At 60.1% G+C, this 23189-nt stretch carries 26 protein-coding genes; 16 read left to right on the top strand and 10 right to left on the bottom strand.

The features are described from left to right. Position 1 precedes the first annotated feature (1 nt). Positions 2 to 277 (top strand): hypothetical protein, encoded by a 276-nt coding sequence (locus SLH47_RS10660; protein ID WP_320239475.1) that lies wholly within the window; start codon positions 2 to 4, stop codon positions 275 to 277. 22 nt (positions 278 to 299) lie between these two features. Here SLH47_RS10660 and SLH47_RS10655 read toward each other — a convergent pair whose 3' ends face one another. Beyond that, positions 300 to 1319 carry a Hint domain-containing protein gene (locus SLH47_RS10655; protein ID WP_320239474.1) on the bottom strand — a complete coding sequence of 340 codons (1020 nt, stop codon included), beginning with the start codon at positions 1317 to 1319 and terminating at the stop codon, positions 300 to 302. A gap of 212 nt (positions 1320 to 1531) precedes the next feature. Between SLH47_RS10655 and SLH47_RS10650 the strand changes: the two genes are divergently transcribed. Further along, positions 1532 to 1861 (top strand): hypothetical protein, encoded by a 330-nt coding sequence (locus tag SLH47_RS10650; RefSeq protein WP_320239473.1) that lies wholly within the window; start codon positions 1532 to 1534, stop codon positions 1859 to 1861. A gap of 63 nt (positions 1862 to 1924) precedes the next feature. On the opposite strand, the gene SLH47_RS10645 is transcribed toward SLH47_RS10650, so the two are convergent. The 4 genes from SLH47_RS10645 to SLH47_RS10630 form a co-directional block, all read right to left on the bottom strand. After that, positions 1925 to 3355, bottom strand: coding sequence for a hypothetical protein (locus SLH47_RS10645; RefSeq protein WP_320239472.1), 1431 nt, complete (start codon positions 3353 to 3355; stop codon positions 1925 to 1927). Between the two features lie 161 nt (positions 3356 to 3516). Continuing rightward, positions 3517 to 6684 carry an efflux RND transporter permease subunit gene (locus tag SLH47_RS10640; protein ID WP_320239471.1) on the bottom strand — a complete coding sequence of 1056 codons (3168 nt, stop codon included), beginning with the start codon at positions 6682 to 6684 and terminating at the stop codon, positions 3517 to 3519. 3 nt (positions 6685 to 6687) lie between these two features. Continuing rightward, entirely contained in the window at positions 6688 to 7827 is a 1140-nt protein-coding gene (locus SLH47_RS10635) for an efflux RND transporter periplasmic adaptor subunit (RefSeq protein WP_320239470.1), read from the bottom strand. Positions 7828 to 7909: 82 nt separating this feature from the next. Next, a complete protein-coding gene (locus tag SLH47_RS10630) occupies positions 7910 to 8860 on the bottom strand; it encodes an L-threonylcarbamoyladenylate synthase (protein ID WP_320239469.1) in 951 nt (316 codons plus the stop codon). 115 nt (positions 8861 to 8975) lie between these two features. Here SLH47_RS10630 and SLH47_RS10625 point away from each other — a divergent pair, with 115 nt between their 5' ends. Next, complete coding sequence (locus SLH47_RS10625; RefSeq protein ID WP_320239468.1) at positions 8976 to 10679, top strand: acyl-CoA dehydrogenase; 1704 nt, start codon at positions 8976 to 8978, stop codon at positions 10677 to 10679. Beyond that, on the top strand, positions 10679 to 11716 hold the full coding sequence (locus tag SLH47_RS10620; RefSeq protein ID WP_320239467.1) for an MBL fold metallo-hydrolase: 1038 nt from the start codon (positions 10679 to 10681) through the stop codon (positions 11714 to 11716). The genes SLH47_RS10625 and SLH47_RS10620 overlap by 1 nt, the downstream gene beginning before the upstream one ends. On the opposite strand, the gene SLH47_RS10615 is transcribed toward SLH47_RS10620, so the two are convergent. Both SLH47_RS10615 and SLH47_RS10610 read right to left on the bottom strand, forming a co-directional pair. Further along, positions 11704 to 12483 (bottom strand): class II glutamine amidotransferase, encoded by a 780-nt coding sequence (locus SLH47_RS10615; RefSeq protein WP_320239466.1) that lies wholly within the window; start codon positions 12481 to 12483, stop codon positions 11704 to 11706. The genes SLH47_RS10620 and SLH47_RS10615 overlap by 13 nt on opposite strands. Continuing rightward, on the bottom strand, positions 12483 to 12722 hold the full coding sequence (locus SLH47_RS10610) for a DUF6356 family protein (RefSeq protein ID WP_320239465.1): 240 nt from the start codon (positions 12720 to 12722) through the stop codon (positions 12483 to 12485). The genes SLH47_RS10615 and SLH47_RS10610 overlap by 1 nt, the downstream gene beginning before the upstream one ends. Before the next feature lie 108 nt (positions 12723 to 12830). Here SLH47_RS10610 and SLH47_RS10605 point away from each other — a divergent pair, with 108 nt between their 5' ends. The 4 genes from SLH47_RS10605 (at position 12831) to SLH47_RS10590 (ending at position 14600) form a co-directional block, all read left to right on the top strand. Beyond that, on the top strand, positions 12831 to 13292 hold the full coding sequence (locus SLH47_RS10605) for an Lrp/AsnC family transcriptional regulator (protein ID WP_320239464.1): 462 nt from the start codon (positions 12831 to 12833) through the stop codon (positions 13290 to 13292). Next, positions 13289 to 13777 carry a DUF6173 family protein gene (locus SLH47_RS10600; protein WP_320239463.1) on the top strand — a complete coding sequence of 163 codons (489 nt, stop codon included), beginning with the start codon at positions 13289 to 13291 and terminating at the stop codon, positions 13775 to 13777. The genes SLH47_RS10605 and SLH47_RS10600 overlap by 4 nt, the downstream gene beginning before the upstream one ends. Positions 13778 to 13842: 65 nt before the next feature. Continuing rightward, positions 13843 to 13977: an aa3-type cytochrome c oxidase subunit IV gene (locus SLH47_RS10595; protein ID WP_320239462.1), complete on the top strand. Its 135-nt coding sequence runs from the start codon at positions 13843 to 13845 to the stop codon at positions 13975 to 13977. An 8-nt stretch (positions 13978 to 13985) separates the two neighbouring features. Beyond that, on the top strand, positions 13986 to 14600 hold the full coding sequence (locus tag SLH47_RS10590; protein ID WP_320239461.1) for a hypothetical protein: 615 nt from the start codon (positions 13986 to 13988) through the stop codon (positions 14598 to 14600). On the opposite strand, the gene SLH47_RS10585 is transcribed toward SLH47_RS10590, so the two are convergent. Beyond that, positions 14584 to 14919, bottom strand: a complete 336-nt coding sequence (locus SLH47_RS10585) for an AzlD domain-containing protein (RefSeq protein ID WP_320239460.1) — start codon at positions 14917 to 14919, stop codon at positions 14584 to 14586. The genes SLH47_RS10590 and SLH47_RS10585 overlap by 17 nt on opposite strands. Beyond that, complete coding sequence (locus tag SLH47_RS10580) at positions 14916 to 15638, bottom strand: AzlC family ABC transporter permease (RefSeq protein WP_320239459.1); 723 nt, start codon at positions 15636 to 15638, stop codon at positions 14916 to 14918. Before SLH47_RS10580 ends, SLH47_RS10585 begins: the two co-directional genes overlap by 4 nt. A gap of 78 nt (positions 15639 to 15716) precedes the next feature. Here SLH47_RS10580 and fdhD point away from each other — a divergent pair, with 78 nt between their 5' ends. The 8 genes from fdhD to SLH47_RS10540 all read left to right on the top strand — a co-directional run bounded on the left by fdhD (position 15717) and on the right by SLH47_RS10540 (position 22189). Next, positions 15717 to 16580 carry a formate dehydrogenase accessory sulfurtransferase FdhD gene (fdhD, locus tag SLH47_RS10575; RefSeq protein WP_320239525.1) on the top strand — a complete coding sequence of 288 codons (864 nt, stop codon included), beginning with the start codon at positions 15717 to 15719 and terminating at the stop codon, positions 16578 to 16580. Continuing rightward, positions 16577 to 17107, top strand: coding sequence for a hypothetical protein (locus SLH47_RS10570; RefSeq protein ID WP_320239458.1), 531 nt, complete (start codon positions 16577 to 16579; stop codon positions 17105 to 17107). The genes fdhD and SLH47_RS10570 overlap by 4 nt, the downstream gene beginning before the upstream one ends. After that, the gene (mobA, locus tag SLH47_RS10565) at positions 17104 to 17691 is read left to right on the top strand and encodes a molybdenum cofactor guanylyltransferase MobA (RefSeq protein WP_320239457.1); all 588 of its coding nucleotides are present in this window, start codon (positions 17104 to 17106) and stop codon (positions 17689 to 17691) included. The genes SLH47_RS10570 and mobA overlap by 4 nt, the downstream gene beginning before the upstream one ends. Beyond that, a complete protein-coding gene (gene mobB, locus SLH47_RS10560; protein ID WP_320239456.1) occupies positions 17688 to 18179 on the top strand; it encodes a molybdopterin-guanine dinucleotide biosynthesis protein B in 492 nt (163 codons plus the stop codon). Before mobA ends, mobB begins: the two co-directional genes overlap by 4 nt. A gap of 17 nt (positions 18180 to 18196) precedes the next feature. Beyond that, positions 18197 to 20278 carry a gephyrin-like molybdotransferase Glp gene (gene glp, locus SLH47_RS10555; protein WP_320239524.1) on the top strand — a complete coding sequence of 694 codons (2082 nt, stop codon included), beginning with the start codon at positions 18197 to 18199 and terminating at the stop codon, positions 20276 to 20278. Further along, positions 20275 to 20853, top strand: coding sequence for a GNAT family N-acetyltransferase (locus SLH47_RS10550; RefSeq protein WP_320239455.1), 579 nt, complete (start codon positions 20275 to 20277; stop codon positions 20851 to 20853). Before glp ends, SLH47_RS10550 begins: the two co-directional genes overlap by 4 nt. 425 nt (positions 20854 to 21278) lie before the next feature. Beyond that, a complete protein-coding gene (locus SLH47_RS10545; protein ID WP_320239454.1) occupies positions 21279 to 21467 on the top strand; it encodes a hypothetical protein in 189 nt (62 codons plus the stop codon). Between the two features lie 104 nt (positions 21468 to 21571). Further along, complete coding sequence (locus SLH47_RS10540) at positions 21572 to 22189, top strand: TetR/AcrR family transcriptional regulator (RefSeq protein ID WP_320239453.1); 618 nt, start codon at positions 21572 to 21574, stop codon at positions 22187 to 22189. Here SLH47_RS10540 and SLH47_RS10535 read toward each other — a convergent pair. Further along, entirely contained in the window at positions 22186 to 23172 is a 987-nt protein-coding gene (locus tag SLH47_RS10535) for a serine hydrolase domain-containing protein (protein ID WP_320239452.1), read from the bottom strand. The two genes, SLH47_RS10540 and SLH47_RS10535, sit on opposite strands and share 4 nt — an antisense overlap. Between the last annotated feature and the right edge of the window lie 17 nt (positions 23173 to 23189).

Here is a 23189-nt window from a genome sequence, read left to right as displayed (position 1 = left end):
GATGATCCTCAGCCGCATTCTTGCGCGCAAGCGGATTGCGGCTGGCATGCGCCCGTCAATCCGGGCAGCCTGGGCGCCAGTCGCCTTTGACACCTGTGTCATCGCACTGATCCTGGGCGTACTGTTCCTGCCCATCGTGTCGCTTACGCTTGCCATGGGCTTGAGCCTGTTCTGGCGCATCGTGTTTCTGATGGTTGCTGTTTACGTCCCGTTTCAGATCGTCGTGGTTATTTCGACGATCTGGGCCATCAGATCACGTTGGGACGAAAACGCCTGATCCTTCATGACGCATTTCGGGATCATGTGGCCGACAAAAGAACGTCCGCCTCATAGCGCTTGAGCACCCGCCGTGCGGTTGGCAGCTTTGAAAGATCCGGAAAGAGCGACAAAACTTCGCGCCGCGCCGCACGGTCAAATTTTGAAATCGTCCGCTGCGCCGGATGGAAGCTTTCAGTGCATAATCCGTTGGACGTCACGATTTGATGGGCATCGAACAGAAGATGATAATAACAGACGCTGCCGTCGACAGAAGCGTTTCGAACACCATCAAGCTGCCCGACCAGGAACTTCGCGGGCACCAACGCCTCACCCACACCGAAAAGAAGATCGGCCTTCGCATCACTAATCAAGACGCGATGACAGGGCGAAAGGATGAGATCGGCGTTGGGTCGTCCTCTGCCCAGCGCGCCGGCTGTCACCACAACTGGCGTCCATTCGGGCCGTTGATTGATCTCAGCCGGCTCCACCACGCGCGAGCCGACCCAACGCAAAGGGCATGGTCCGTCATCCAGCGTATTGACAAGATCACCGGCCTGCAATCGCTCCACCGTCACGGCACCCGTCGGCGTCATGATCATCGTGCCGCGTCCAAAACAGGTGAGCACAAAATCATCGAGCACCAGCGTCGAACTCACCGCACCAAAACCGAAACCGCCCCGAATCTGGAGGATCGCATCATCATATGGCGACACAAATGTGATGCTGACATTGTTTGTTTGCGCATTGAAAACAAACTCGAAACCAAGAGAGGTCTGGTTACCCTGGCTTCCGTCAGGGTTAAGTTCGATAAGATCGATGTTCAGGCCGAAGCCGCCGAATCCATCCCCGACTTCCTGCATTGTGAAGCTGAGCGTGTATTCCGTGCCCTGTTCGAGACTTACTTGCTGTTGCAATCGGTCGCCGTCTTGCACATCATTGTTGCCGGCACCAAAAACGACCCATCCATTTGCCGCGTCAAAGGTTGGTGCGGTGGGTCCCGCGCCAACAACGGTCCAGCCGTTCAGGCCATCCGAAAAATCACCATTCTCAAGAATTGGCATTTTCTATTCCCCCGGGTCGAAAATACCAGATTTGGCGCGAAGCCCCAAGAATGAACCTGCAGTTGTTTAGCTAACAACATGTTTGGCGTGGTGATTACGTTTCAGTTCAGCAGAAGCGTCATTTCGAGGCGATTTCAACTCTGTAGTCGAAGACATTGACACAAGGCGTTGTTCACCGCATGCAGGTGCGATCCCAGCTTCAGGCCACCTTCATGACCACGAAAACGTCCAAACAGAAAGTCTTCACCTTGCTGGTCGAGGTCGGACGCAACAAGGGCGACGGCTTGCCCAACGAGGCAACGGGCGGCGCGTTGATGTGCTATGCCAGCGGCATTGACGAGGCCGAGGCGGTGCGTGAAACCGTTGCGATCCTGAAGCAGGCCGACCTCGCCCCGTTGGATGTGTCCGGCTATGGCACGTTAGAGGAACGGCTGTCCGAAGGTCATGACATCTCGGACGAAGAGAAGGCGCTGATGCAACGGGCGCTCGACGAAAACAGCGTCATCGTCGCACAGATGACCCCGTTTTTTGACGACGACTGACAAACGCGGCCGGAAATCGGCTACCGCATTTTCAGACATTACCTGACCTTTGACGCGCTGCGTTCAACGCAAAAGCACCAGCCCTTCATCGACACTGTAAACCCCGCGCTGGCCTGAAAGGATTACCGTGTTCACCCCGCGATCCAGAAACCGCCGGGGCGCGCCGACCGGGGCAACATATCCCAATCGACCTGCATTATTGCCATGCATGATCAGCCCTCGCGCCACGATCCGCCGGGACGTATCGAGACCACTGGAATACACCAGACCGGAACCCCCTGAAATCGTCAGGACCCCATTCATCTGCACATCAGGCGCTTGCCAAACCGGTGCAAAGCCGCGCCCATCCCAGGCCAGTGAAACGACGCCTCCTGCGCGCCGGTTGGCGCGATAACCGCCGTAATCGGCAATCACAACTTGTCTGCCATCAGTGGCCGGGGAGTTTTCTACGGTCCGGATAAATCCAGGCAACCTGACCTCCCCGACCTCTGGCCGCGCGCCGTCACGCCGCACCCAGATCAGGCGCGATGCATCACGGTTGCTGCACGCGATACGACCGGAAAAGACGCCAGTTACAGCGCAAATCCCTTCGACCAGCACGACGAAGCGGTCTCTGCCAAAGCCAACTAATGTGGGGGTGGTTCCAGTCCTCTCTGCAAGATCAATCGGAACAGACCACCGACGGGTCATGGTGGACCCCGTCTGATCAATCCGCACTAGCGCCTGATCGGTGGCCACGTAAAGCGCGCTCCGACCGCCGCCGAGGCTTTCGACGGGGATGTTGTTGGTGGGCCGACCCGCACCGACTTGCACGCAGGCGATCAGATTGCCTGAACGCGGATTTGCCGTGACAAGATAAGTGACGCGTGCTCCACCGATCCGGAAAATCGCGGGAACGGCGATGCTGCCATCCCAAAGCGGCACGACGTTGGACGCGGTATAGCCCATTTCGCCGCGCGCACCGCAGAGCCGCCTGATTGTTGGCGCATCAAACCGGATCTGGCGGAGGCAGCGTAACGGACCATCCCGATCTTCGAATACCAGCAGCGCTGGGTCCTGCCCGGCACAGGCGCTGCCGCGATGTACGGCAGGGCGCAATCCGAGCGGTTGCGGAACGATGATCAGACCCGGGCCGCCCCGCCCCGCAAGGGCCACAATGTTCCAACTGATCGACCCAACCCGCGTCAGCTGAAACCCAGTCTCAAACACTAAATCCGGCGTGGTGCGATATCGAAAAAGGTGCGTCAGGCTAGCCCCGTAAAGCGCACCACGCCCAGTCTCGACCAGCCACGGCGATGTCCCTTTGACACCCACCCCATATGGGACAAGCGTCGCACTGCCTTGGCCTGTGGGCCCCGGACGGGCACTAAAGGCGGCTTGAGCTGATGACCCATGCCCCATCGCCCAGTCACTCGCGAGGTTTGGATTGCGCGGCGGCTCTGCCCACGCAAGGCTTGCCCAGCATACCAAGGCCATCGTTATGATAAACCGCATCTCCCATCTCCCTTCAGGGCTGCATCACATCCAAGCAGGCCCGACACGCGAAAAGGGGCGGTCCAACCTGATCTTCTCTCACGCATACGCGGGAGATGGCGCAGACCTACGCTGGAGGTGCATGTTTTTTCGAAGACCGCTGATTGGGTTGCGCGTCCGGCTTACTCTGCTGGCAGGGCGTCCAAGTCGCGCGTGGTGCTTGGCTTACGCGTCAGCACCAGTCGCAAAAGCGGCGGCACCGTCAGCAGGGTCAGGAATGCAGACATCGACAAGCCACCCACGACCACGGCGCCGAGACCGCGATAAAGCTCGGACCCCGCACCGGGGAAAATGACCAGCGGCAGCATCCCAAAAACCGAGGTGAGCGTAGACATGAAAATCGGCCTGATCCGGTTGCGTGTCGCTTCTTCGATGGCATCCACAGGGCCCATGCCCTCGTCGCGCAGGTGATAGAGCGATTGGTGCACGATCAGGATCGCGTTGTTCACGACGATCCCCACAAGGATCACGAAGCCGAGCAGCGTCAGCATGTCCAAAGGCTGCGTGCCGATCATATTCAGCACCGCCAGACCGCCGACGCCGCCGGCCGCAGCAACGGGGACGGAGATCATGACGACCAGCGGCAAAACAAAGCTTTCGAACAGGATCGCCATGACAAGGAATACGATCAGCATCGCCACTATCAGGTTGATCTGGATCGCATTCCAGGTTTGCGACAACTGATCAGCAGTGCCTGAGACCGACAGGCGCACACCCAGCGGCAGGCCCTGTTCCTCCAATGGCGCGATCACCTCCGTTTCAAGCAACTCCACCGCCGCTTCCAATGGCAGAGCGTCGGATGGGCGCACTTCCAGCGTCACGGTTCTGAGCCGCTCCAAATGACGGATTTCTGTCGGACCCGCAGTGACCCGCACTTCGGCAAGTTCCGAGGCGGGGATGATCTGCCCTGACGGTGTCACAACCGGAAATGACCCGATATCCTGCGTCCGCAAAGCCGATTGCACCGTCTCGTCGCCTTTCAGCGTCAGGTCGATCCGCCGGTTGCCCACGCTGATCTCGGCCACGCGGATCCCGTCATTATAGGCGTCAATTGTTGCGGCGAGGGCTTGGGTGGTCAGGCCTGCATCCGCCAGCCGCAACCGGTCGGGGATCAGCCGCACCTCTGGCGCGCCAAGCTCAAGTCCCGGGATGGGTCTGAACTGATGCCCTTCAGATCGCGGCAAAAGACGCGCGACATTACCTGCGGCCTGCCCTGCAACGCCCAGTATCTCCTCAAGTTCATTGCCGGTGATGTTCAGCTCAATCGTCCGGCCGCCACCCACGCCGCGCCCGAACAGCGATGGCTGTGTCATGAAGCCAAACGTGCCCGGCTCGGAGAAGATCGGGCGCGACAGGATCGGGATCACCTCGGCCACGCGGTCCCCATCGACCGCGGCTGCACCGACAAAGCTGTTGCCTGGCGTGGCCACGAAGAAAAAGCTTTCGAGTGCCGGTGCACCTTCTGCGGTCTCGGTGGCGGGTGCCGCCTCCCACATGGGCTGGGCGACGGTTTCGATCCGCTGGGCGATTGTCTCGGTTGTCTCAAGATTGTAGCCCGGCGGCGGGATGATCAGGCCGAAGACCAGATTGCGGTTGCCCTCTGGCAGGTATTCCAGCTTGGGCAGGAAGGTGAACGCTGCTACGGCGGCACTGGTGGCGATGGCCGAAACGAAAAGCAAGCCTAGCGCACGGAACCGCACGGTCATCTGCACATATTTCATAACCAGCCAGCTGAACGCGCGGGCGAAGTGATCAATGATCGGCAGGCGCAAAGTCTTGGCCTCACCACCTGCCAGAATGCGGCTGGACAGCGCCGGGATCACGGTGACCGCCACGAGAAGCGACAAGAGCACCGAGACCGAAATCGCAACGGCGATATCCCGGAAAAGCTGCCCCGCCTCCAACTCCATCACAAGGATCGGGATGAAGACCATCACCGTTGTCAGGGCCGAGACAAGGATCGCCCCCCAGACCTGCCTTGCGCCATGATAGGCCGCCTCGCGCCGGTTCATGCCGCGTTCGCGGAGGCGATAGATGTTTTCCAACACAACAATCGCGGCATCGACGATCATCCCGATGGCAAAGGCGATGCCCGCCAGCGAGATCACATTCAGCGTCCTGCCCGTCGCCGCCATCGCCACAAAGGTCGCCACGATAGACACCGGGATCGCCAAACTGATCACCAGCGTCGCACGCGGCGAGCGTAGGAAGATCAGGAGGACGAGCGCGGCAAGAAGGCCACCGATCCAGATGTTCTGCACGACCAGATCGATGGCCCCTTCGATATAGATCGTCTCATCGTAAACCTGTTCCAGCACAAGGTTTTCGCGGGTGATCGGCCCGGCCTCAAGCTCTGCCAGGACCGCTTTGACCTCTTCCATGGTTGAGATGACGTTCGCGCCTTGTTCGCGGATCAGGTTGAAAGCCAACGCAGGCTCACCGCGAAAGCGCAATTGGGCTGTGTTTTCCTTGTAGGCAAAGCCCACATCGGCGACGTCCGAGACACGTACGCGGCCAAGAATGCCTGCCGCTCCTTGCCCTTCACTGCGCAGAACGACATCTTCGATGGACTGGATTGTGTCGAGCCGCCCCTCGGCCCGGACCACATAACGGCGCTTGCCCTCGTCGACCTCGCCGGCGGACACGCTGACATTTTCTGACCGCAAGCTTTGGACAACCGCCGGAATGGTCATGTTGTAGCGGGCGAGTTCCTCGGGGTTGATGACAATCTGCAACTCGCGCGACACGCCGCCAAAGACGTTGACCGTGGAGATGCCATCGATCCGCTCCAGCCGCTCTTTGACCTCATCTTCGAGAAAGTCGCCGTAATTTGGCATCGGGGTCAGATTGCCCTCGCCCGCGCTGACGATGACCCACGCAATTGGGCTGTCATCGGCACCTGCCGTATTCAGCGTCGGTTCACCCGCCTCGTCGGGATAACCGCCCACGCGGTCTAGCCGGTTGGATACCAGCAAAAGCACGTCACCCATATCCGATCCCACCGCGAATTCTAGCGTGACCTCAGCCTGACCCGTTCTGGACCGGCTGGTCATCCGCTCCAGCCCTTCAAGGCCACGGAACGCATCCTCTTGCGGGTTGACGATCTCGCGTTCGACCTCGGCGGGCGCGGCACCGGGCCAGGATGTTTCAACCACGACAATTGGTTTGCGGACATCCGGTGCGAGTTGAACAGGGATCCGCGTGAGCGCAAGAACGCCAAACAGAACCGCCATCACCACAACGGCCATCACCGCTATGGGGCGCTCAATCGAAAGGCGGATCGGGTTCATGCCCTACCCCTCCTCTGCCGGGGTGGCACCAGCCTGCGCGGCGGCGGGGGGCGGGCCGTTCATCGGCATGATATCCTGCCCGGGGCGCAACCGCTCATTGCCGCGCACGACCACCTCATCGCCGGGCACAAGGCCCGAGACGACTTCGAACGTATCACCAATCGCCGCGCCGATCGTGACTGTGCGCGGGGCCGCCTTGCCTTCCTCGTTTACGAACGCAGTCCAGCCTCCACGCGCCTGCACCAAGGCATCTTTCGGCACCACAATAACTTCGCGGGCGGCCCCGATGGGCACATCCAGTGTGACAGGCTGGCCGATGGCAAAGGATGGATCCACTTGGGTGAGGGAGAAGCGCACGGGGCGGGTGCGAGTCTCGGAAAACTCGGTGGGCAGCACCGCGCGCAAGGTCATGGTCAGCGCAGTGCCTGCATCGTTTTCCCCCATTACATCGCGGCCAGGTTCCAACGCGGCAATGAAGCGGGCCGGCACATTCGCCTCCACCTCCATCGATCCGGTGTCGAGCAACGTCGCGACCTGACTGCCTGATGAAGCGAACTGGCCCACTTGCGTCGCTACGTCCAGCACGATGCCGTCAAAGGGCGCCCGGACAATTGCATTGTCGAAATTGTAGCGCGCCAGTTCGATGGCGTTGTCAGCAGCGCGGATCCGCGCCTGCGCCTCGGAAAGCCCGCCAAGGGCCGCAGCCAAATCACTCGCCCGGTCATCGAATTGTGCGGTGGAGATTGAGGCATTGGCGACCAGTTCCTCGGCCCGCGCAAAGGCGGTCTGCGCGCGATCCGCTTGCGCTTGCGCCACTTCGAGCCCGGCGGTGGCGATGGCCAATTCGGCCTCGGCACTGCGCAACTCAATCTCAAGCCGGGACGTGTCCATGCGCGCAAGCACGTCACCCGCAGCCACACCGGAGCCTATCTGCACAGGCACCTCGTTCACGATGCCCGCAACCCGTGTGGCCACGTCACTTTCGCGGACCGCAACAATCTGACCAAAGACCGTTACGGTTTCGGTCATCTCGGCCATTTCAACCAGATCGGTTTGCACACCTGCTGGGCGGCCTTGAGCGGCCAGAAATGCCGGTAAGGTGATTGCCAGAACGGCGGCAAATATGAGCTTACGACATCGCATGATGATCCCCGCCCTGCTGGCTTTCGGTTGTCGGTTGACTTGTGCTGGATGACCTAGCGTTAACATCCCGCCGGACCAGTGGCTAGTCGCGCGGTGCTGCGGCGCGTCTTAGGCGGTCATTGATCGCACGACCCAGACCGTGATCGGGAATCGGTGACACCGCGATGGCAGTGGCACCCACCTCATCAAGCGCGTGCAGGCAGGCAAAAAGTCGCGCCGCCGCCTCCGTCAGGTCACCCGAGGGCGAGAGATTGAGGTCGGCCTCCACCGGTCCGAAACCCAGTAAAACCTCATCCTCGCGCGCTGCATTTGCGTTCAAACGGACGCTGCCAGCAGGCGCATAATGCGAGGCGAGCTGGCCGGGTGCCGTCGGCGTCTGCGGGTCGTCAGGAAGCCGCAACAGCGCGCCAAGACAATCCTCGATACGTTCTGCCGGTATCCCACCTGCGCGCAAGAGGGCCGGTGCGCCGATGCAGGACACGATGGTGGATTCCAACCCAACCGGACAATCGCCACCATCAACAACCGCGTCAATTTTATTGCCAAGCCCGGCTATCACATGGGCTGCACTGGTCGGGCTGACCCGACCCGATGGATTGGCCGAAGGTGCGGCAACCGGTCCGGCAAAACGCCGCAGAAGGCCTTGTGCCACTGCATGATCAGGCACGCGCACTGCGAGGCTGTCCAACCCCGCCGTCACCACCTTTGAGATGCCCGTATCTGCGCGCAAGGGTAATACCAGGGTCAGCGCGCCAGGCCAAAAGGCTGCTGCCAAACGCTCTGCTGTGTCGTTGAAATGGACGTATTTGGCCGCTGTTTCGAGGCCGGCCACATGCACGATCAGCGGATTGAAACTGGGTCGCCCCTTGGCCGCAAAAATGCCCGCCACCGCCCGATCATTTCGTGCATCCGCGCCCAGGCCATAGACCGTCTCGGTGGGGAAAGAAACCAGACCACCCTGCTGCAAGATTCCAGCGGCCTCGGACAAACCAGCCTCGTCGGGCGAAAGGATGCGCAATGTCGCTTGGCTCATGACGTGGCGTTTTGGTTGATGGGGCAGAGTGCTGCTTTAGTTTAGCGTCAAGTTTGCGATGCATAGACTCACGCGTGGTCTTTGCCAAGCTGTTGCAAAATTTGGAGAGATGACAATGCCCTATCGTGCCCCGGTAAGCGATTTCCGCTTTTTGATGGATCATGTTGTGGGCTTTTCAGATGTCGCCGCAACCGAACGTTTCGCCGAAGCGACACCCGATATGGTCGACGCCATCCTGACCGAAGCGGGCAAGATGTGTGAAGAGGTGCTGGCACCGCTCAACCGTGCGGGCGACCTGCACCCGGCGCATCTGGAAAACGGTGTCGTGCGGACCTCGCCCGGATTTGCGGATGGCTACCGCGCGATTGCAGAGGGTGGCTGGGTCGGCATGTCGGCGCATCCCGACAATGGCGGCATGGGCCTGCCCATGACCCTGACCACCAGCGTGAACGAGATGATCGCGAGCGCTTGTCTGTCGTTGCAATTGAACCCCTTGATGACGCAAGGCCAGATCGAGGCGCTCGAACACCATGCCTCTGACGAGATCAAGGCGACCTATCTGCCCAAGCTCATTTCGGGTGAGTGGTCCGGCACGATGAACCTGACCGAGCCGCAGGCCGGGTCGGATGTTGGTGCATTGCGATCCAAGGCCGAACCGAATGGTGACGGCTCTTACGCGATCACGGGGCAGAAGATTTACATCTCTTGGGCCGACAGTGACTTTACCGAGAATATCTGCCATCTGGTGCTCGCCCGTCTGCCCGACGGCGTGCCCGGCACGAAGGGTATCAGCCTTTTCATGGTGCCCAAGTTCATCCCTGACGCCGATGGCAATCCCGGGGCAAAGAACGATCTGCGTGTGGTGAGCCTGGAACACAAGATGGGCCTGCACGGCTCTCCGACCGCGGTCATGGAATATGCGGGCGCCAAGGGCTGGCTTGTTGGCCCCGAACATGGCGGTATGGCTGCGATGTTCACGATGATGAACAATGCCCGGCTGGGCGTCGGCGTGCAGGGCATCGGCGTGGCCGAGGCCGCGATGCAGCACGCGCTCGCCTATGCGCAGGACCGCAAACAGGGCAAGGCGCCCGGCACCGGTACGATCATCGAACATGCGGATGTGCGCCGCATGCTGACGACCATGAAGGCCGAGGTTTTCACCGCCCGCGCCATCTCCCTGATGAATGCCGTGGCCATCGATATGGCCACCGCCACGGACGATGCCGGATGGCAGGCCCGCGCCGCGTTCCTGACGCCCATCTGCAAGGCCTTTGGCACGGATGTGGGTATGGAATCGGCAGCGACGGGCATTCAGATCCATGGTGGCATGGGCTTTATCGAAGAAACAGGCGCTGCCCAATATGCCCGCGACGTCCGCGTGACGGCCATTTACGAGGGGACCAACGGCATTCAGGCGATGGACCTTGTCGCGCGCAAGCTGATGGATGGCGGTGAGGCCGCGTTCCGCCTGCTTGAGGAAATCGAACAGGGCGCCGAAGCCGCGAAGGCAAAGCATCCAGATTTGGCTGAGGCCGTCTGGCAAGCTGCCGAGACATTGCGCGAAGCCACCGAATGGCTGGTGGCGCAAGACAATCTGAACGACCGCTTCGCCGGGGCCGTCCCCTATCTCCGCGCCTTCGCGCGCGTGTTGGGCGGCCATGTGCATTTGATGGCGGCGATAAAGGGCGATGAGGCGCGGCTGAAGCTCGCCACATTCTATATCAAGCGCCTTCTGCCAGAGCATGTGGGGCTATTGGCTCATACGCGCGAAGGTGCCGACGATCTGATGGCGATCACCGCCGAAGACCTGGCCGCCTGATGGCGGATGGGGAGGGCGGCATCCGGTACCCTTTCCCGGACGCTCCTTTAGAAGGCGAGGCGATTGAGGTTGCGCCAGGCGTTTTGTGGATGCGCCTGCCACTGCCCATGGCGCTGGATCATGTGAATGTCTATGCGCTGGACGATGGTGACGGTTGGACGATCATCGACACCGGCTTTGCTTCAAAACGCGGGCGCGGCATCTGGCAGACACTTTTGACGGGTCCCTTGGCAGGTAAGCCGGTGGCCCGCGTTGTCGTCACCCACCACCACCCCGATCATGTGGGGCTGGCGGGCTGGTTCATTGAAAATGGGGCCGAACTCTGCATGCCGCGCACCGGCTGGCTGATGGCGCGCATGCTGACGCTGGACGTGCAAGAGGTCCCCTCTCCCGAGGCACTGACATTCTACACCCGCGCAGGCATGGACCCGACGATTTTCGCCAAACGCAAGGAAGAGCGGCCGTTCAACTTTGCTGATTGCGTGGCCCCGCTTCCGCAGGGCTATGCTCGACTGCAGGACGGGCAAACGATCACGATAGGTGGCCGGGTTTGGGACATCCGCATGGGTCACGGCCACGCCCCGGAGCACGCCACGTTTTGGAGCCGCGATGACGCGCTTGTCATCGGTGGCGATCAGCTCTTGCCGTCGATCAGCCCCAATCTGGGCGTGTACCCGACCGAACCAGAGGCTGATCCGGTGGCCGAATGGCTCGCATCCTGTGCGACGTTTCAGGCTTCAGCCCGTGATGATCAGCTGGTCCTTGGCGGGCACAAACTGCCCTATACCGGCCTGCCCCTACGGCTGACGCAGATGATCGCCAACCATCACGGCGCCTTGGCGCGCCTGCTGGACTTCCTGAAGACACCGCATACCGCCGGAGAATGCTTTCCGCCGCTCTTCAAACGCGAGATCTCGGGCGGCGAATATGGGCTGGCCTTGGTCGAGGCGGTGGCCCATGTCAATCACCTGTATCAGACGGATCAAGTGCGCCGCGAGCTGAATGATGCGGGCGCGTGGGTTTATCAGGCCACCTGATCCACTTCGCCGTTGAAAGGCGTTTGGCTCAACTCCGTCGCGGTCAACGCACATAACGTATTTTGCGGCAAGAGCGTCCAATGCGATGCCCGCCCACACAAAGGTTCAGAGGCAAGCGCGCGACCGCCATTGTCCAGCACGCCGGACGCATAAAGCGTCGGCGCCGGGCCAGAGGACGCATAGCGAAAGCCGTAGAGCGTAGCGCCATCGGAAAAGACACATGTCAGCTTGATAGGCCCCGCATCAGCGGCTGGTCCAATCTCGGTCAGTGTTGCGTCAATCGCGGCCAGCGGGTCTGCATCCAGCCAGTGGGATAAAAGCAATAAAAACACCATCTCACTGTCGGTCGTGCCGCGTCTTGCATCGTAAAGATCATCCGGCAAAGCGGTGGCCAGGCGCCGCCGGATGGCGCGAAAATGCGGGATTTGCCCGTTATGGCAAAACGACCAGCGCCCATGCGTGAAGGGATGGCAGTTCGCGCGGTTCGTCTCGCCCACGGTCGAGGCACGGATATGGGCAATGAAGTGCTGTGCATGCACCATGCGGCACAGATTGGTCAGGTTGTCGTCGGCCCAGGCGGGCAAAACGTCACGGTAAAGACCGGGTTTCTCATCCGCGCCATACCATGCAATGCCAAATCCATCGCCGTTCACGGCCAGCTTCGCCTCGCTCGCGTGCTGGCTTTGCTGCAGCAGCGAATGTGCCGGGCGGATGATGATGTTTTCCAGCGGAATGGCGGGACCGGTATAGGCAGCTATCCGACACATCAGTGACGGTTCTCAATCCGGGCATGAAGACGTTTGAGGATGCGGCTTGCTGTGGTTTCGCACAACGCAGGGACGAGGGCGTGCACCAAGGCAGCAAGAGCCGCAACCCCAAGCCAGAAGGCAAACCCCAGTGCAAACCGCATATGGCCAAAGTAGCTTTCATTCACGTTTGCAGGGTGATCAAGGAAAAGGGTGGTAATGATGCCCCGCTGTTTGGCTGCGGTATCTGCGTCTGACATGGTGGCCCTTTCCTCTGCTCGCTTTCCAGTCAGGCTATGCGGCACGTCGCGCACAAACATCCCACTCGTGATTGCGTTTTCTGAAAACTGTGGGATGCTGTCCCATTAATGGGACATGAGTTAGATCAAATAGACCGCACTATCCTCCGTTTGCTGCAAAAGGATGCAAGCCTTTCCGTCGATGACATCAGCGGCGAGGTTCATCTGTCTCGCAATGCGTGCTGGCGCCGGATCAAGGCCATGGAACAGGTGGGTATCATCAAGGGTCGTGTCGCGCTCATCGATCCCGCAAGCGTCGGTGTGCCACTGACTGCGATCGTGCTGATCCGCACCAATGCCCATGACGCCGCCTGGATGAAGAAGTTCCAGACGACACTGCAGAGTTTTCCCGAAATCGTCGGCGCCTATCGCATGACTGGTGATCTGGATTACATGTTGCGGGTGCGCGTGGCGGATGTGCCTGCCTATGACGCGTTCTACAAAAGGCTCACATCACGGATTTCGGTCTCGGACATTTCGGCAAGTTTCGTTATGGAAGAGATCAAAGAGACAACGGCGGTGCCCCTATGACCGAAAACAATCCACCTCAAATGCGTATCGACACCTCGGCAGAGCAGATGGAGAACGCGGTTCTGCCCCGGACGCAGGAAATCCACACCGATCCAAATGTCCACTGCCCCGATACATCAAAACTCCCGCAAGCGCTGTCGGAACCTGTGGCGCAAAAAAGCCCAGCCCAATGGGCCTATGAGCGGATCATCATGTATATCCAGAATTTCGAGAAACAGCTCGATAATGACCACGAGGTGGGCATGGGTCTGGCCGGTGGTGAGGCTGGCGTGATCCGGATTGAGGGCCTGGGCTATTTCGATCCCGATATTGTCACCTATTACGGGATCAACGGGGCCGGTGCCAAAACCCAGCTGATCCAGCATGTCAGCCAAATGAACGTCACATTGGTGGCAAGTCCAAAGCATATCGATCAGCCCGAAGCGAACCGAATCGGCTTTCGCCTCGCCAAGGGGCTGGAACGGGACGAAGATGTGACCACCTGACCGCGTGACAGGGCGAAATGAATCGTCTAGACCGCACTTGAGGAAAGCGTACGAGGAGCCATCAGATGGCAGAGCATAAACACGGCGAAATGGACATCTCAACACAGGAGAAAACATTCGCTGGCTTCATGAACATGACCACCAAGGCCACAATTGGCATTTTGGTGTTTCTGATCTTCCTGGCCCTTATCGCCGCCTAGTCATCCCGATGGATCGTCGTGGTTTTTTGATCGGCATGCCGCTGGCCCTGGCGGGTTGCACGGGCCAACCGGCATGGGCGCCTGATGATGTGATCGAAAGGGCGATCTATCGCGATCCTGGCCCAAAACATCTCACACTCTACACGATGAGAAACGTGCGCTCGGACGGTGGTGAGCATTCGGCGCTGTTAATCAACGCAAGCCAACGCGTGATCTTCGACCCCGCAGGTGCCTGGAAGCAAGATCAGATGCCCGAACGCAACGACGTCCTGTTCGGGGCCAGCCCCCGGATGGAAGATTACTACGTCAGCTTTCACGCACGGATCACGTATTACGTTGTCGGTCGCAAAGTCCCTGTTGCACCCGAAGTCGCGGAAAGAGCTTTGAACCTTGCATTAGTAGCGGGGCCGGTCGGGCAAGCGAACTGCGCCCGCTATACATCGCGTATCGTGCGCCAGTTGCCGGGATTCGAAGGCGTACGACAAACCTGGTGGCCTGGCGCACTTGATGAGGATTTTGGTCGACTACCGGGTGTAGAAACCACAGAGTATCGCGAAAACGACGACGATGATAAACGCGTCGCCGCCCGCCAGATCAACGCCACGCTCAGAGCAGAAGAGTAAGGCCCATCGCGCCATAGAGCGTAAGTGCGCCAGCCACGATCGCCCACAGCACGTTGCGCGTCCAGATACCGACTGCCACCGTCACAATGGCCGCGCAAAGGCGGATCGGATCAAGCGCACCACTCGTCGCGGGTGGCCAAACGACCAGAGGGGCCACCATACCCGGCAGCACGGCAACCGGGGTAAATCGCAAGAGCCGCAGCACAAAGCTGGGCATTGGTCTATCCCCGATGAGGCCAAGAAAGGAAAAGCGGATCAGAAAGGTGCCAACACCAAGGATCGCGATGATCGTCCAGATTTGGGCATCGCTGTAAGTCATTTCCGCCGCCCTTCCATCCACATCTCAACCAAGGCGCCAGTCAGCATCGCGGCACCCGCTGCGATCAGCAGACCCGTACCTGATGGCAAACCAACCAGAGCAAGCGCGACGCTAATCGAAACGCAGGTCGCGGCAACATGGGCAAGCGATTTGACCATCGGTGCGACCATCGCCAGGAACATGATCGGCATGATGAAATCCAGCGCCCATGCCTCGGGGATCGCCGCCCCTGCAAGCATCCCCACCATCGTCATGCCGACCCAAAACGGCACGATAGGCGTTGCGACGCCAAAGAAGTACGCGACCCGTTCAGCCACGCTCATCTCTGGTCTTTTCTCGTAACGTGCGACCGAGACGATATAGGTCTGGTCAAAGTTGAGATAGGCGACGAGTACGCGTTTCCATAAGGGTGCCGCACCCAGATAAGGCACGAGCGCCGCAGAATACATCGCCATCCGCAAGTTGACGGCCAAAGCGGCCAAAAGCACAAATGCGATGCTCGCATTTTCGATCATCATCTGCAGCGCAGCGAATTGAGACGCGCCCGCAATCACTAGAACGCTGAACCCCATGCCTTGCGCCAAAGTCAGCCCGGCATCGGTGGCGATCACGCCAAAGACCATCGCGAACGGTGCCGCCATCAGGATGAAGGGCAGCCCATCCCGAAAGCCCGCCCAATAGGGCGCGCTGGTCTGCGTTTTGACGGTAGAAGTTGTCATGGCTTTGCCCTAGCTTGAGGCCGTCGTGACAGGCTTAACGGCGCAATACGGGAATGACAATTGGCGCGCATTGATGACATGTCGGACTATCTGATCGCGCCCGCACCGCAGGCCCGCCGACTGACCCGTGCGGTCACCGGTACGGATCAAAATGGCGCGCAAATTGACCTCAATGTGGTTGAGGAACGCCCGCTGACCATCTTTCTCAATGCCCAAGAAATCGTCACGGCAATGACCATCGGCGACTACCCGGAATATCTAGCCCTGGGGTTCTTGCGCAATCAGGGCATGTTGCGCGAGGGTGAGGTGATCAAGGGTGTCGATTATGATGACGAACTGGAAACGGTTGTTGTCCGCACCGAGGCCCAGACGAGCTACGAAGACAAGTTGAAGAAGAAGACCCGCACAAGCGGATGTGCGGTTGGCACCGTTTTTGGCGACATGATGGAAGGGTTGGAGGATGTGGTCCTGCCCAAGCTGCAGGTGAAAACCTCTGACCTTTATGCGCTGGCTTCCAAGATCAACCGCACCCCGTCGCTTTATCTTGAGGCGGGCGCAATCCATGGCACGGTGCTGTGCCAGGCGGATCGTCCGCTTGTCTATATGGAGGATGTGGGCCGGCATAATGCTGTCGACAAGATCGCAGGCTGGATGCTGTCGGAAGGTGTCGCTGCTGCGGACAAGATCCTTTACACAACTGGGCGCCTGACCTCCGAGATGGTGATCAAGACCGCTCTGATGGGCATTCCGGTGCTCGCATCCCGGTCAGGCTTTACCGCTTGGGGGGTCGAGATCGCCCAGCAAGTGGGGCTGACCCTGATCGGGCGCATGAAGGGGCAGCGCTTTGTGTGTCTGTCCGGTGAAGAACGCCTTTTGCGGGATGCTGACCCGGCGCTGGTGGCCGACGAGCCCCGGAAGATGGGCAGAAAAGGATCGGTATGACCGACAGGATCAGCGTGACCTATCAGGCCTCTGCGCCCGCGATTGCAGAGGGGATCCGGGTCGCCGGAGCCTGGATGCTCGGCCCCTACCGCATGTTGCAAAACGCTGCGGCATTGCTTGTCACGTTGCTGGTCGGGCTAGGGGGTGCCGGGCTTTACTTTGCCATCGCCTTGCGCGCCACCGGCACCGCAGAGACCGCATTGCCTTATGTCTGGGTCGGTACCGTGCTGGCCATCGTCTTCTTTATCGCCGTGCAGAACTGGCCCATCCGCAGGCTAGCGCGTCAGGCGGCGACGTCGACCTACTGCAGCGGAACGCAGACTGCAGAATTCGATGAGACCGGCATGGTCATCCGCAATGCGCACAGCCAATGGCAAACCAATTGGGCGGCTGTCGACAAAATCGGGCTCGGCAAGACCGGGCTAATCATCGGTGTCGCCGGGCTGGTCTTTACAATCCCACGCACAGCGTTGGATGATCCGCAAGCCGCAGAAGCTAAACTTCGCGCCTGGAAAGAGGCTTCATGACCCAGCCCCTTGGCGTGATACTCGCAGGCGGTCAGGCAACGCGCATGGGCGGCGGTGACAAGGGCCTGCTGGACTTGGGCGACAGCACGATACTGCAGCGCGTCATCGACCGTCTGGAACCGCAGGTTGCAGCACTTGCGCTCAATGCCAATGGTGACCCGCAACGGTTCGCACATCTGGGGCTGCCGGTGATCGCTGACAGCATTCCCGGCTTTGCGGGGCCGTTGTCTGGCGTGCTGGCGGGTCTCGACTGGGCGGCGGATCAAGGGGCCAGTCACATTGTGACCGGCGCCGCCGACACGCCCTTTTTTCCGTGCGACCTCGTCCCGCGACTGATGCTGGCCGCCGAGAAAAACGGCACCCAGATCGCCCTCGCGGCGACCCCGGGTGGGCGGCATCCGACCTTCGGGCTCTGGCCCACCGCCTTGCGCGACGATCTGCGCGCGGCACTCACGGATGGATTGCGCAAGGTGATCCTTTGGACCGACAAGCATGGCTGCGCCATGGCCGAGTTCCCCGACGATGCGGCCTTTTTCAACGTCAACACGCCCGACGATCTAGCCACAGCGGAAGCGATGTTATGAAGCTTTATGGCATCGTCGGCTATAAGAACGCCGGAAAGACCGGGCTGATGGAACGGCTGGTGAGCGAGATCACCGGGCGTGGCTTCAGCGTCTCAACGCTCAAACACGCGCATCACACTTTCGATGTCGATCATCCCGGCAAGGACAGCTATCGCCACAGGCAGGCGGGTGCGCACCAGGTCCTGCTCGCCTCACGCGCGCGTTGGGCGTTGATGACTGAACTGCGCGAGGCGGACGAGCCGCCACTGGCCGACCTTCTGACAAAGCTCGACCCGGTCGACCTGATCCTCGTCGAAGGCTACAAGCGCGACACTCACCCCAAGGTCGAGGCCTATCGCGCCGAAACCAAAAACCCGATCCTCGCCCATAACGACCCGACCGTGCGCGCGATGGCAAGTGACACGGCCATCGACCTCGACCGCCCCGTCTTTGACCTCAACGACACAAAGGCCATCGCCGATTTCATCCTTGCCGAGGTTGGCCTGTGAGTTTTGACACCTTTCTGATGGTCGATTGGTCCGGCGGGAATGATCGCGGACCAACCCCGAAGAAGGACGCGATTTGGGTCTGCGCGGCGCGTGACGGGGTGACCGATGCGCCGATATATCTGCGCAATCGTCAATTGGCCGAGGAATGGATTAAGGCGTTCCTTGCCGAGGAAGTAGATGCCGGGCATCGCGTGCTCGCCGGGTTTGATTTCGCCTTTGGCTATCCTGTTGGGTTCGGTAAGGCGCTGACCGGTAGCGATGATCCCTTTGCCGTGTGGGACTGGTTCGCGCAGCGGGTCAAGGATGCGCCCGATACCAACAACCGCTTTGATCTGGCAGGCGAGATCAACGCGATGTTCCCCGGCATCGGGCCTTTCTGGGGCAATGGACGCAAACAGGATGTGCCCCACCTGCCCCGCAAGGGTAACGATCGCAGCGGCCATGGCCTACCTGAAAAGCGGGTCGCCGAACAAGAGGCTAAGGGGGCGTTCCCCGTCTGGCAGCTTGCCGGTGCCGGCGCGGTTGGATCGCAGGTGATCATGGGGCTACCCATGCTCGCCCGGCTCCGTGCGGAATTTGGCAGGGCCCTGCGCGTCTGGCCGTTTGAGGCGCCTGATGCCCCGATTGCGATTGTCGAGATCTGGCCCTCTCTGATCGCGAAAGCCGTGACCGCAACGATGCCGGAAGGCCAGATCAAGGACGCGCATCAGGTGGCCCTTTTGGCGCAGACACTATCACGACTGCCCCCCGCGCGACTCGAAGCGATGCTCGATGTGCCCTGCACTACGGAAGGATCAATTCTGGGGCTGGACCAAGTCAGATTGCTGGAAGAGGTCGCGATGGCGCCAGCGACGCCGCCGCCACTCAAAAACGATTGCTTTGCCATGCCGCAAGGCGCGCATTGGACCCCGGTCGACGAGGCGCTCGCACATCTGAGGGCACAACTGCGCCCGGTGACCGGCGTCGAAAACCTGCCCATCGCGCTGGCCGCAGGCCGGTTTCTGGCGCAAGATGTACAAGCCGCGCGCGCCCATCCGCCTGCACCAAATGCTGCCGTTGATGGATATGGATTTGCAGGACCGGCGGAGGCTGGTGTGCAACGCATGCCTCTCATCCCGGGGCGCGCCGCGGCCGGTGCTCCGTACCCGGCTAGCGTCCCTCAAGGTAGCGCCATCCGCATCCTCACTGGCGCCAACCTGCCGGTGGGCGTCGATACGGTCATTCTGCAAGAGGACGTCACTGCTACCCCATCTGAAATCGCGTTCCACGGTCCCCTGAAGAAAGGGGCGAATGCCCGTAAGGAGGGCGAGGATATGGTTGCGGGTCAAACCATCCTGACAAGCGAACGCCGGCTCAGCCCTGCTGACCTTGGCACGATGGCCGCCGCTGGCATTGGCCGTGTTGCGGTACGGCAGCGCCTGCGTGTCGGCGTCTTGTCCACCGGTGACGAGCTACGGGACCCCGGCGCGCCTGCGGATGCAGGACAGATCTACGACGCCAACCGGCCCATGCTTTCAGCCCTGATCAAGCACTGGGATTACACGGTTGTTGATCTTGGCCGCGCGCCAGATGACCGCGCCAAGTTGCGCGCGATCCTCGATAAGGGGGCAGCGGATTGCGATGTGATCCTTTCCTCCGGCGGCGCGTCAGCGGGGGATGAGGATCATATGTCGGCGTTGCTGGAAGGTACCGGATCATTCGCGCTCTGGCGGATTGCGGTCAAGCCGGGGCGCCCGCTCGCCTTAGGGCTGTGGAACAACACACCCGTTTTCGGACTGCCAGGCAACCCGGTGGCCGCGATGGTCTGCGCACTCATATTCGCGCGACCCGCCCTGCGTGTCCTCGCAGGTGGAAGCTGGACAGAGCCGCAATCCTACCAACTGCCCGCCGCCTTTTCGAAATCCAAGAAAGCGGGGCGTCGTGAATATCTACGGGCGCGCATCACGGACGGCAAGGTCGAGATTTTCACCTCCGAAGGATCAGGCCGCATTTCAGGGCTCAGCTGGGCAACCGGGCTTGTCGCATTGGACGACCCTGCGCAAACCATCGCCCTCGGTGATCCCGTCACTTACATCCCTTTCTACAGTTTCGAGCCATGAAGATCACGACAGGTATCCCCGAGGCCAACAGGGCCGAAGTCGCCGCCCTTTATTGGGAGGCTTTTGGCGAAAAACTTGGCTTCGTTCTAGGCCCCAAATACCGCGCGCTCATCTTCATCACGAGCGTTCTGCGTGGTGACCACGGCATTTGCGCCCATGACGAACGCGGGCGGCTTTTGGGCGTGGCGGGTTTCAAAACCGCGCAGGGCGCACTGGTCGGCGGCGATTTCACCGATCTGCGCCGGGTCTACGGCTGGGTGGGCGCATCGATCCGCATCCTGCTGCTGGCCGCGCTTGAGCGTGATACGGAGAATGAACGCTTTCTGATGGACGGGATTTTTGTCGCCCCAGAGGCGCGGGGTCGGGGTGTCGGCACCGCGTTGATTGATGCGATCTGCAAAGAAGCGAAGCAGCGCGGCTATCGTCAGGTCCGGTTGGACGTGATCGACACAAATCCGCGCGCCCGCGCGCTTTACCTGCATGAGGGGTTTGAGGAGGTGGCGACCCATGAATTGGGCCTCTTGCGCCATGTCTTTGGCTTTAGCGCAGCGACGACGATGGTGCGGGACGTTTAGCGACACCAGCCCTTCGCATACACGGTGGCAGGCGCGAGAAATGGTGGCGCCGGATTGACCCATGAGGGGTTATCCCAATGATCGAGTGGCACGAACTCGACCGATGTCGACACCTCGTCGCGGCGTATCTGCAACGGACCTGTCGCTACTCTCCTCCAAATGGACAAGAAGGTCGGATCGACGGACGAATATGAACTTGTTCGGTTAGCTGCCAATTGTTTCTGCATGCTCCAGCATCAGAGCCGTGTTTTTAGTCATCCGTCTCTATGACGTTGTTGGTACGGAACCGCTTGCGATCATCTGACAGGGTGGTGCAACCAGTGCATTTCCAAAAAACTGAACTCGTCAGTTCACTTTTTCCTTGATTTCTAAACTGAACTGTTTAGTTATTTTCATACCTAGAGATTTGGCAAAGGAAAATCGTCATGAAACGCACGCTTTTTGCACTCTCCGCTGTGGCTCTCGTCGGGTTTGCGGGATCTGCCTCCGCAATGTCCCTACAATTCGAACTACCGCGGCTCAGCTTCCCGACCCAGCCCGCGCCAGAGACCACGCAAGGCTGCGCGGATCTTAAAACACTGCAAGGCGACGTTTGTGTGACCCCTTCAAAGTAAGCGCAGATTGACGAGGCCTCGCATGGGGCGGGGCCTCATTCCCGCAATCTCCTTGCTCAAAATGAACTGGTCAGTTTATAATTACTCTAAAGCGGGAGGACGCCATGCCGGACGGAACGATCGAACCCAAAAAAGGACGGAAGTTTGATCAGGTGCTGGACGGCGCCCGAACGGTCTTTTTGTCGGACGGGTTTGAGGGTGCATCGGTGGACGACATCGCCCGCGCTGCTGGCGTCTCAAAAGCCACGCTTTACAGCTACTTCCCTGACAAGCGGTTCCTGTTCATGCAGGTGGCCAAGACCGAGTGCCAACGCCAGGCCGATCTGGCCATTGAAAATATCGATATGGATGCCCCGATCCGTCAGGTGCTCCACGACATCGCGACCGAAATGGTCGATTTCATGACGTCGCAATTCGGCAAGCAGATCTTCCGGATTTGCGTCGGCGAAAGTGACCGTTTTCCCGAACTCGGCCGCGAGTTCTACGAAAGTGGCCCCGTGATGATCCGCGCAAAGCTCATCGATTTCTTCGAAAAGGGCGTGGCGCGGGGCGATCTGAAGATCGATGATTTTGAACTGGCGGCAGAGCAGTTTCACGAACTCAGCAAGGCGGATCTTTTCCCCAAGCTAGTGTTCAACATTGTCGAAGACTTCACCCATGAAGAAAAAGAGCGCGTGGTGAACGGCGCCGTCGACATGTTCATGGCGCGCTACGGGACCTAAAGGTCTGAAACCGCCTCGAAAATCTGCAACTCCTCCTTCGCAAAGGCATCGCTTTCGTCACCCATCGGAAAACCGTTGAGCGCGTAGGCAAAGCTGAGGTCGCGCGCCTGATCGTACCAGACACCCCCTTTGAACCCATACGCATTGCCGAAATGGCCGACGAGCGGGCGTGGGTAAAACCAGGGGTCATCAAAGATTTGCAGGCCGGGACCATAAGCCTCAAAAACACCGTCCGGATCATGGGTCTCACCCATCGCTGGGTCCCAAAGCGGCGTGGCATCCGACCCGCGAAGGCTCTCCGCCAGATGCAGCATCCCGTTCAGTGAAATGCGTAACCCCCCTTGGGGTGAGAATGCTCCGACATTCTTTGCAGGTCTGATCGGGGCGATTTCAATGTCAATCTGCGGCAGGAACACGCCCTCATCAGATCGAAATGTCGGCAACCTGTTCCTGGCCGCGACATCCGACACATTGCACCAGTTGAATCCGCCCGGTTGCGGCAGATGAGCCGCGATGGCATCGGGGAAGGCCTGACCCGCCAGAGCTTCAAGGGCAGTCGCCAAAACGACGTAGTTCAGATTGGCATAGTCAAACCGGCTGCCAGGCATTGCGGCAAAGACAGGCTTTGACGTGCACCAGTCCCGCAATGTCACATCGGGCGGCAAGACATATCCCGCATCATCGCTCAACCCGCTCGCATGGCTTGTCACCATGCCAATGGTTACCGGCACATCCGGGGCGTCCGGATGGCGTAAGGGCCATCCCAGAACCTTCGAAATGTCAGTGTCCCAGCTCACATCTCGCGACTTCACACGCGCCGCAACAGCCTGCCCCACCACCAGCTTTGAGATTGAGGCGACACGGAACATCGTGTCTTCATTCGCGTTGATCCCCGGTGCGGTGGCCAATGACAGATGCCGCGCATCGGCCCGCGCCACGGCAATTCCGCAAAACGCAAAAGACCCGGCCAGTGACCGGGTCAATGCATCAAGCGGGCTAG

Origin of the sequence: Cognatiyoonia sp. IB215182, assembly GCF_033963905.1 — a bacterium.
Classification (GTDB): domain Bacteria; phylum Pseudomonadota; class Alphaproteobacteria; order Rhodobacterales; family Rhodobacteraceae; genus Yoonia.
The sequence above is the reverse complement of the archived record's forward strand: the minus strand, read 5'-3'. Positions and strand labels throughout refer to the sequence as shown.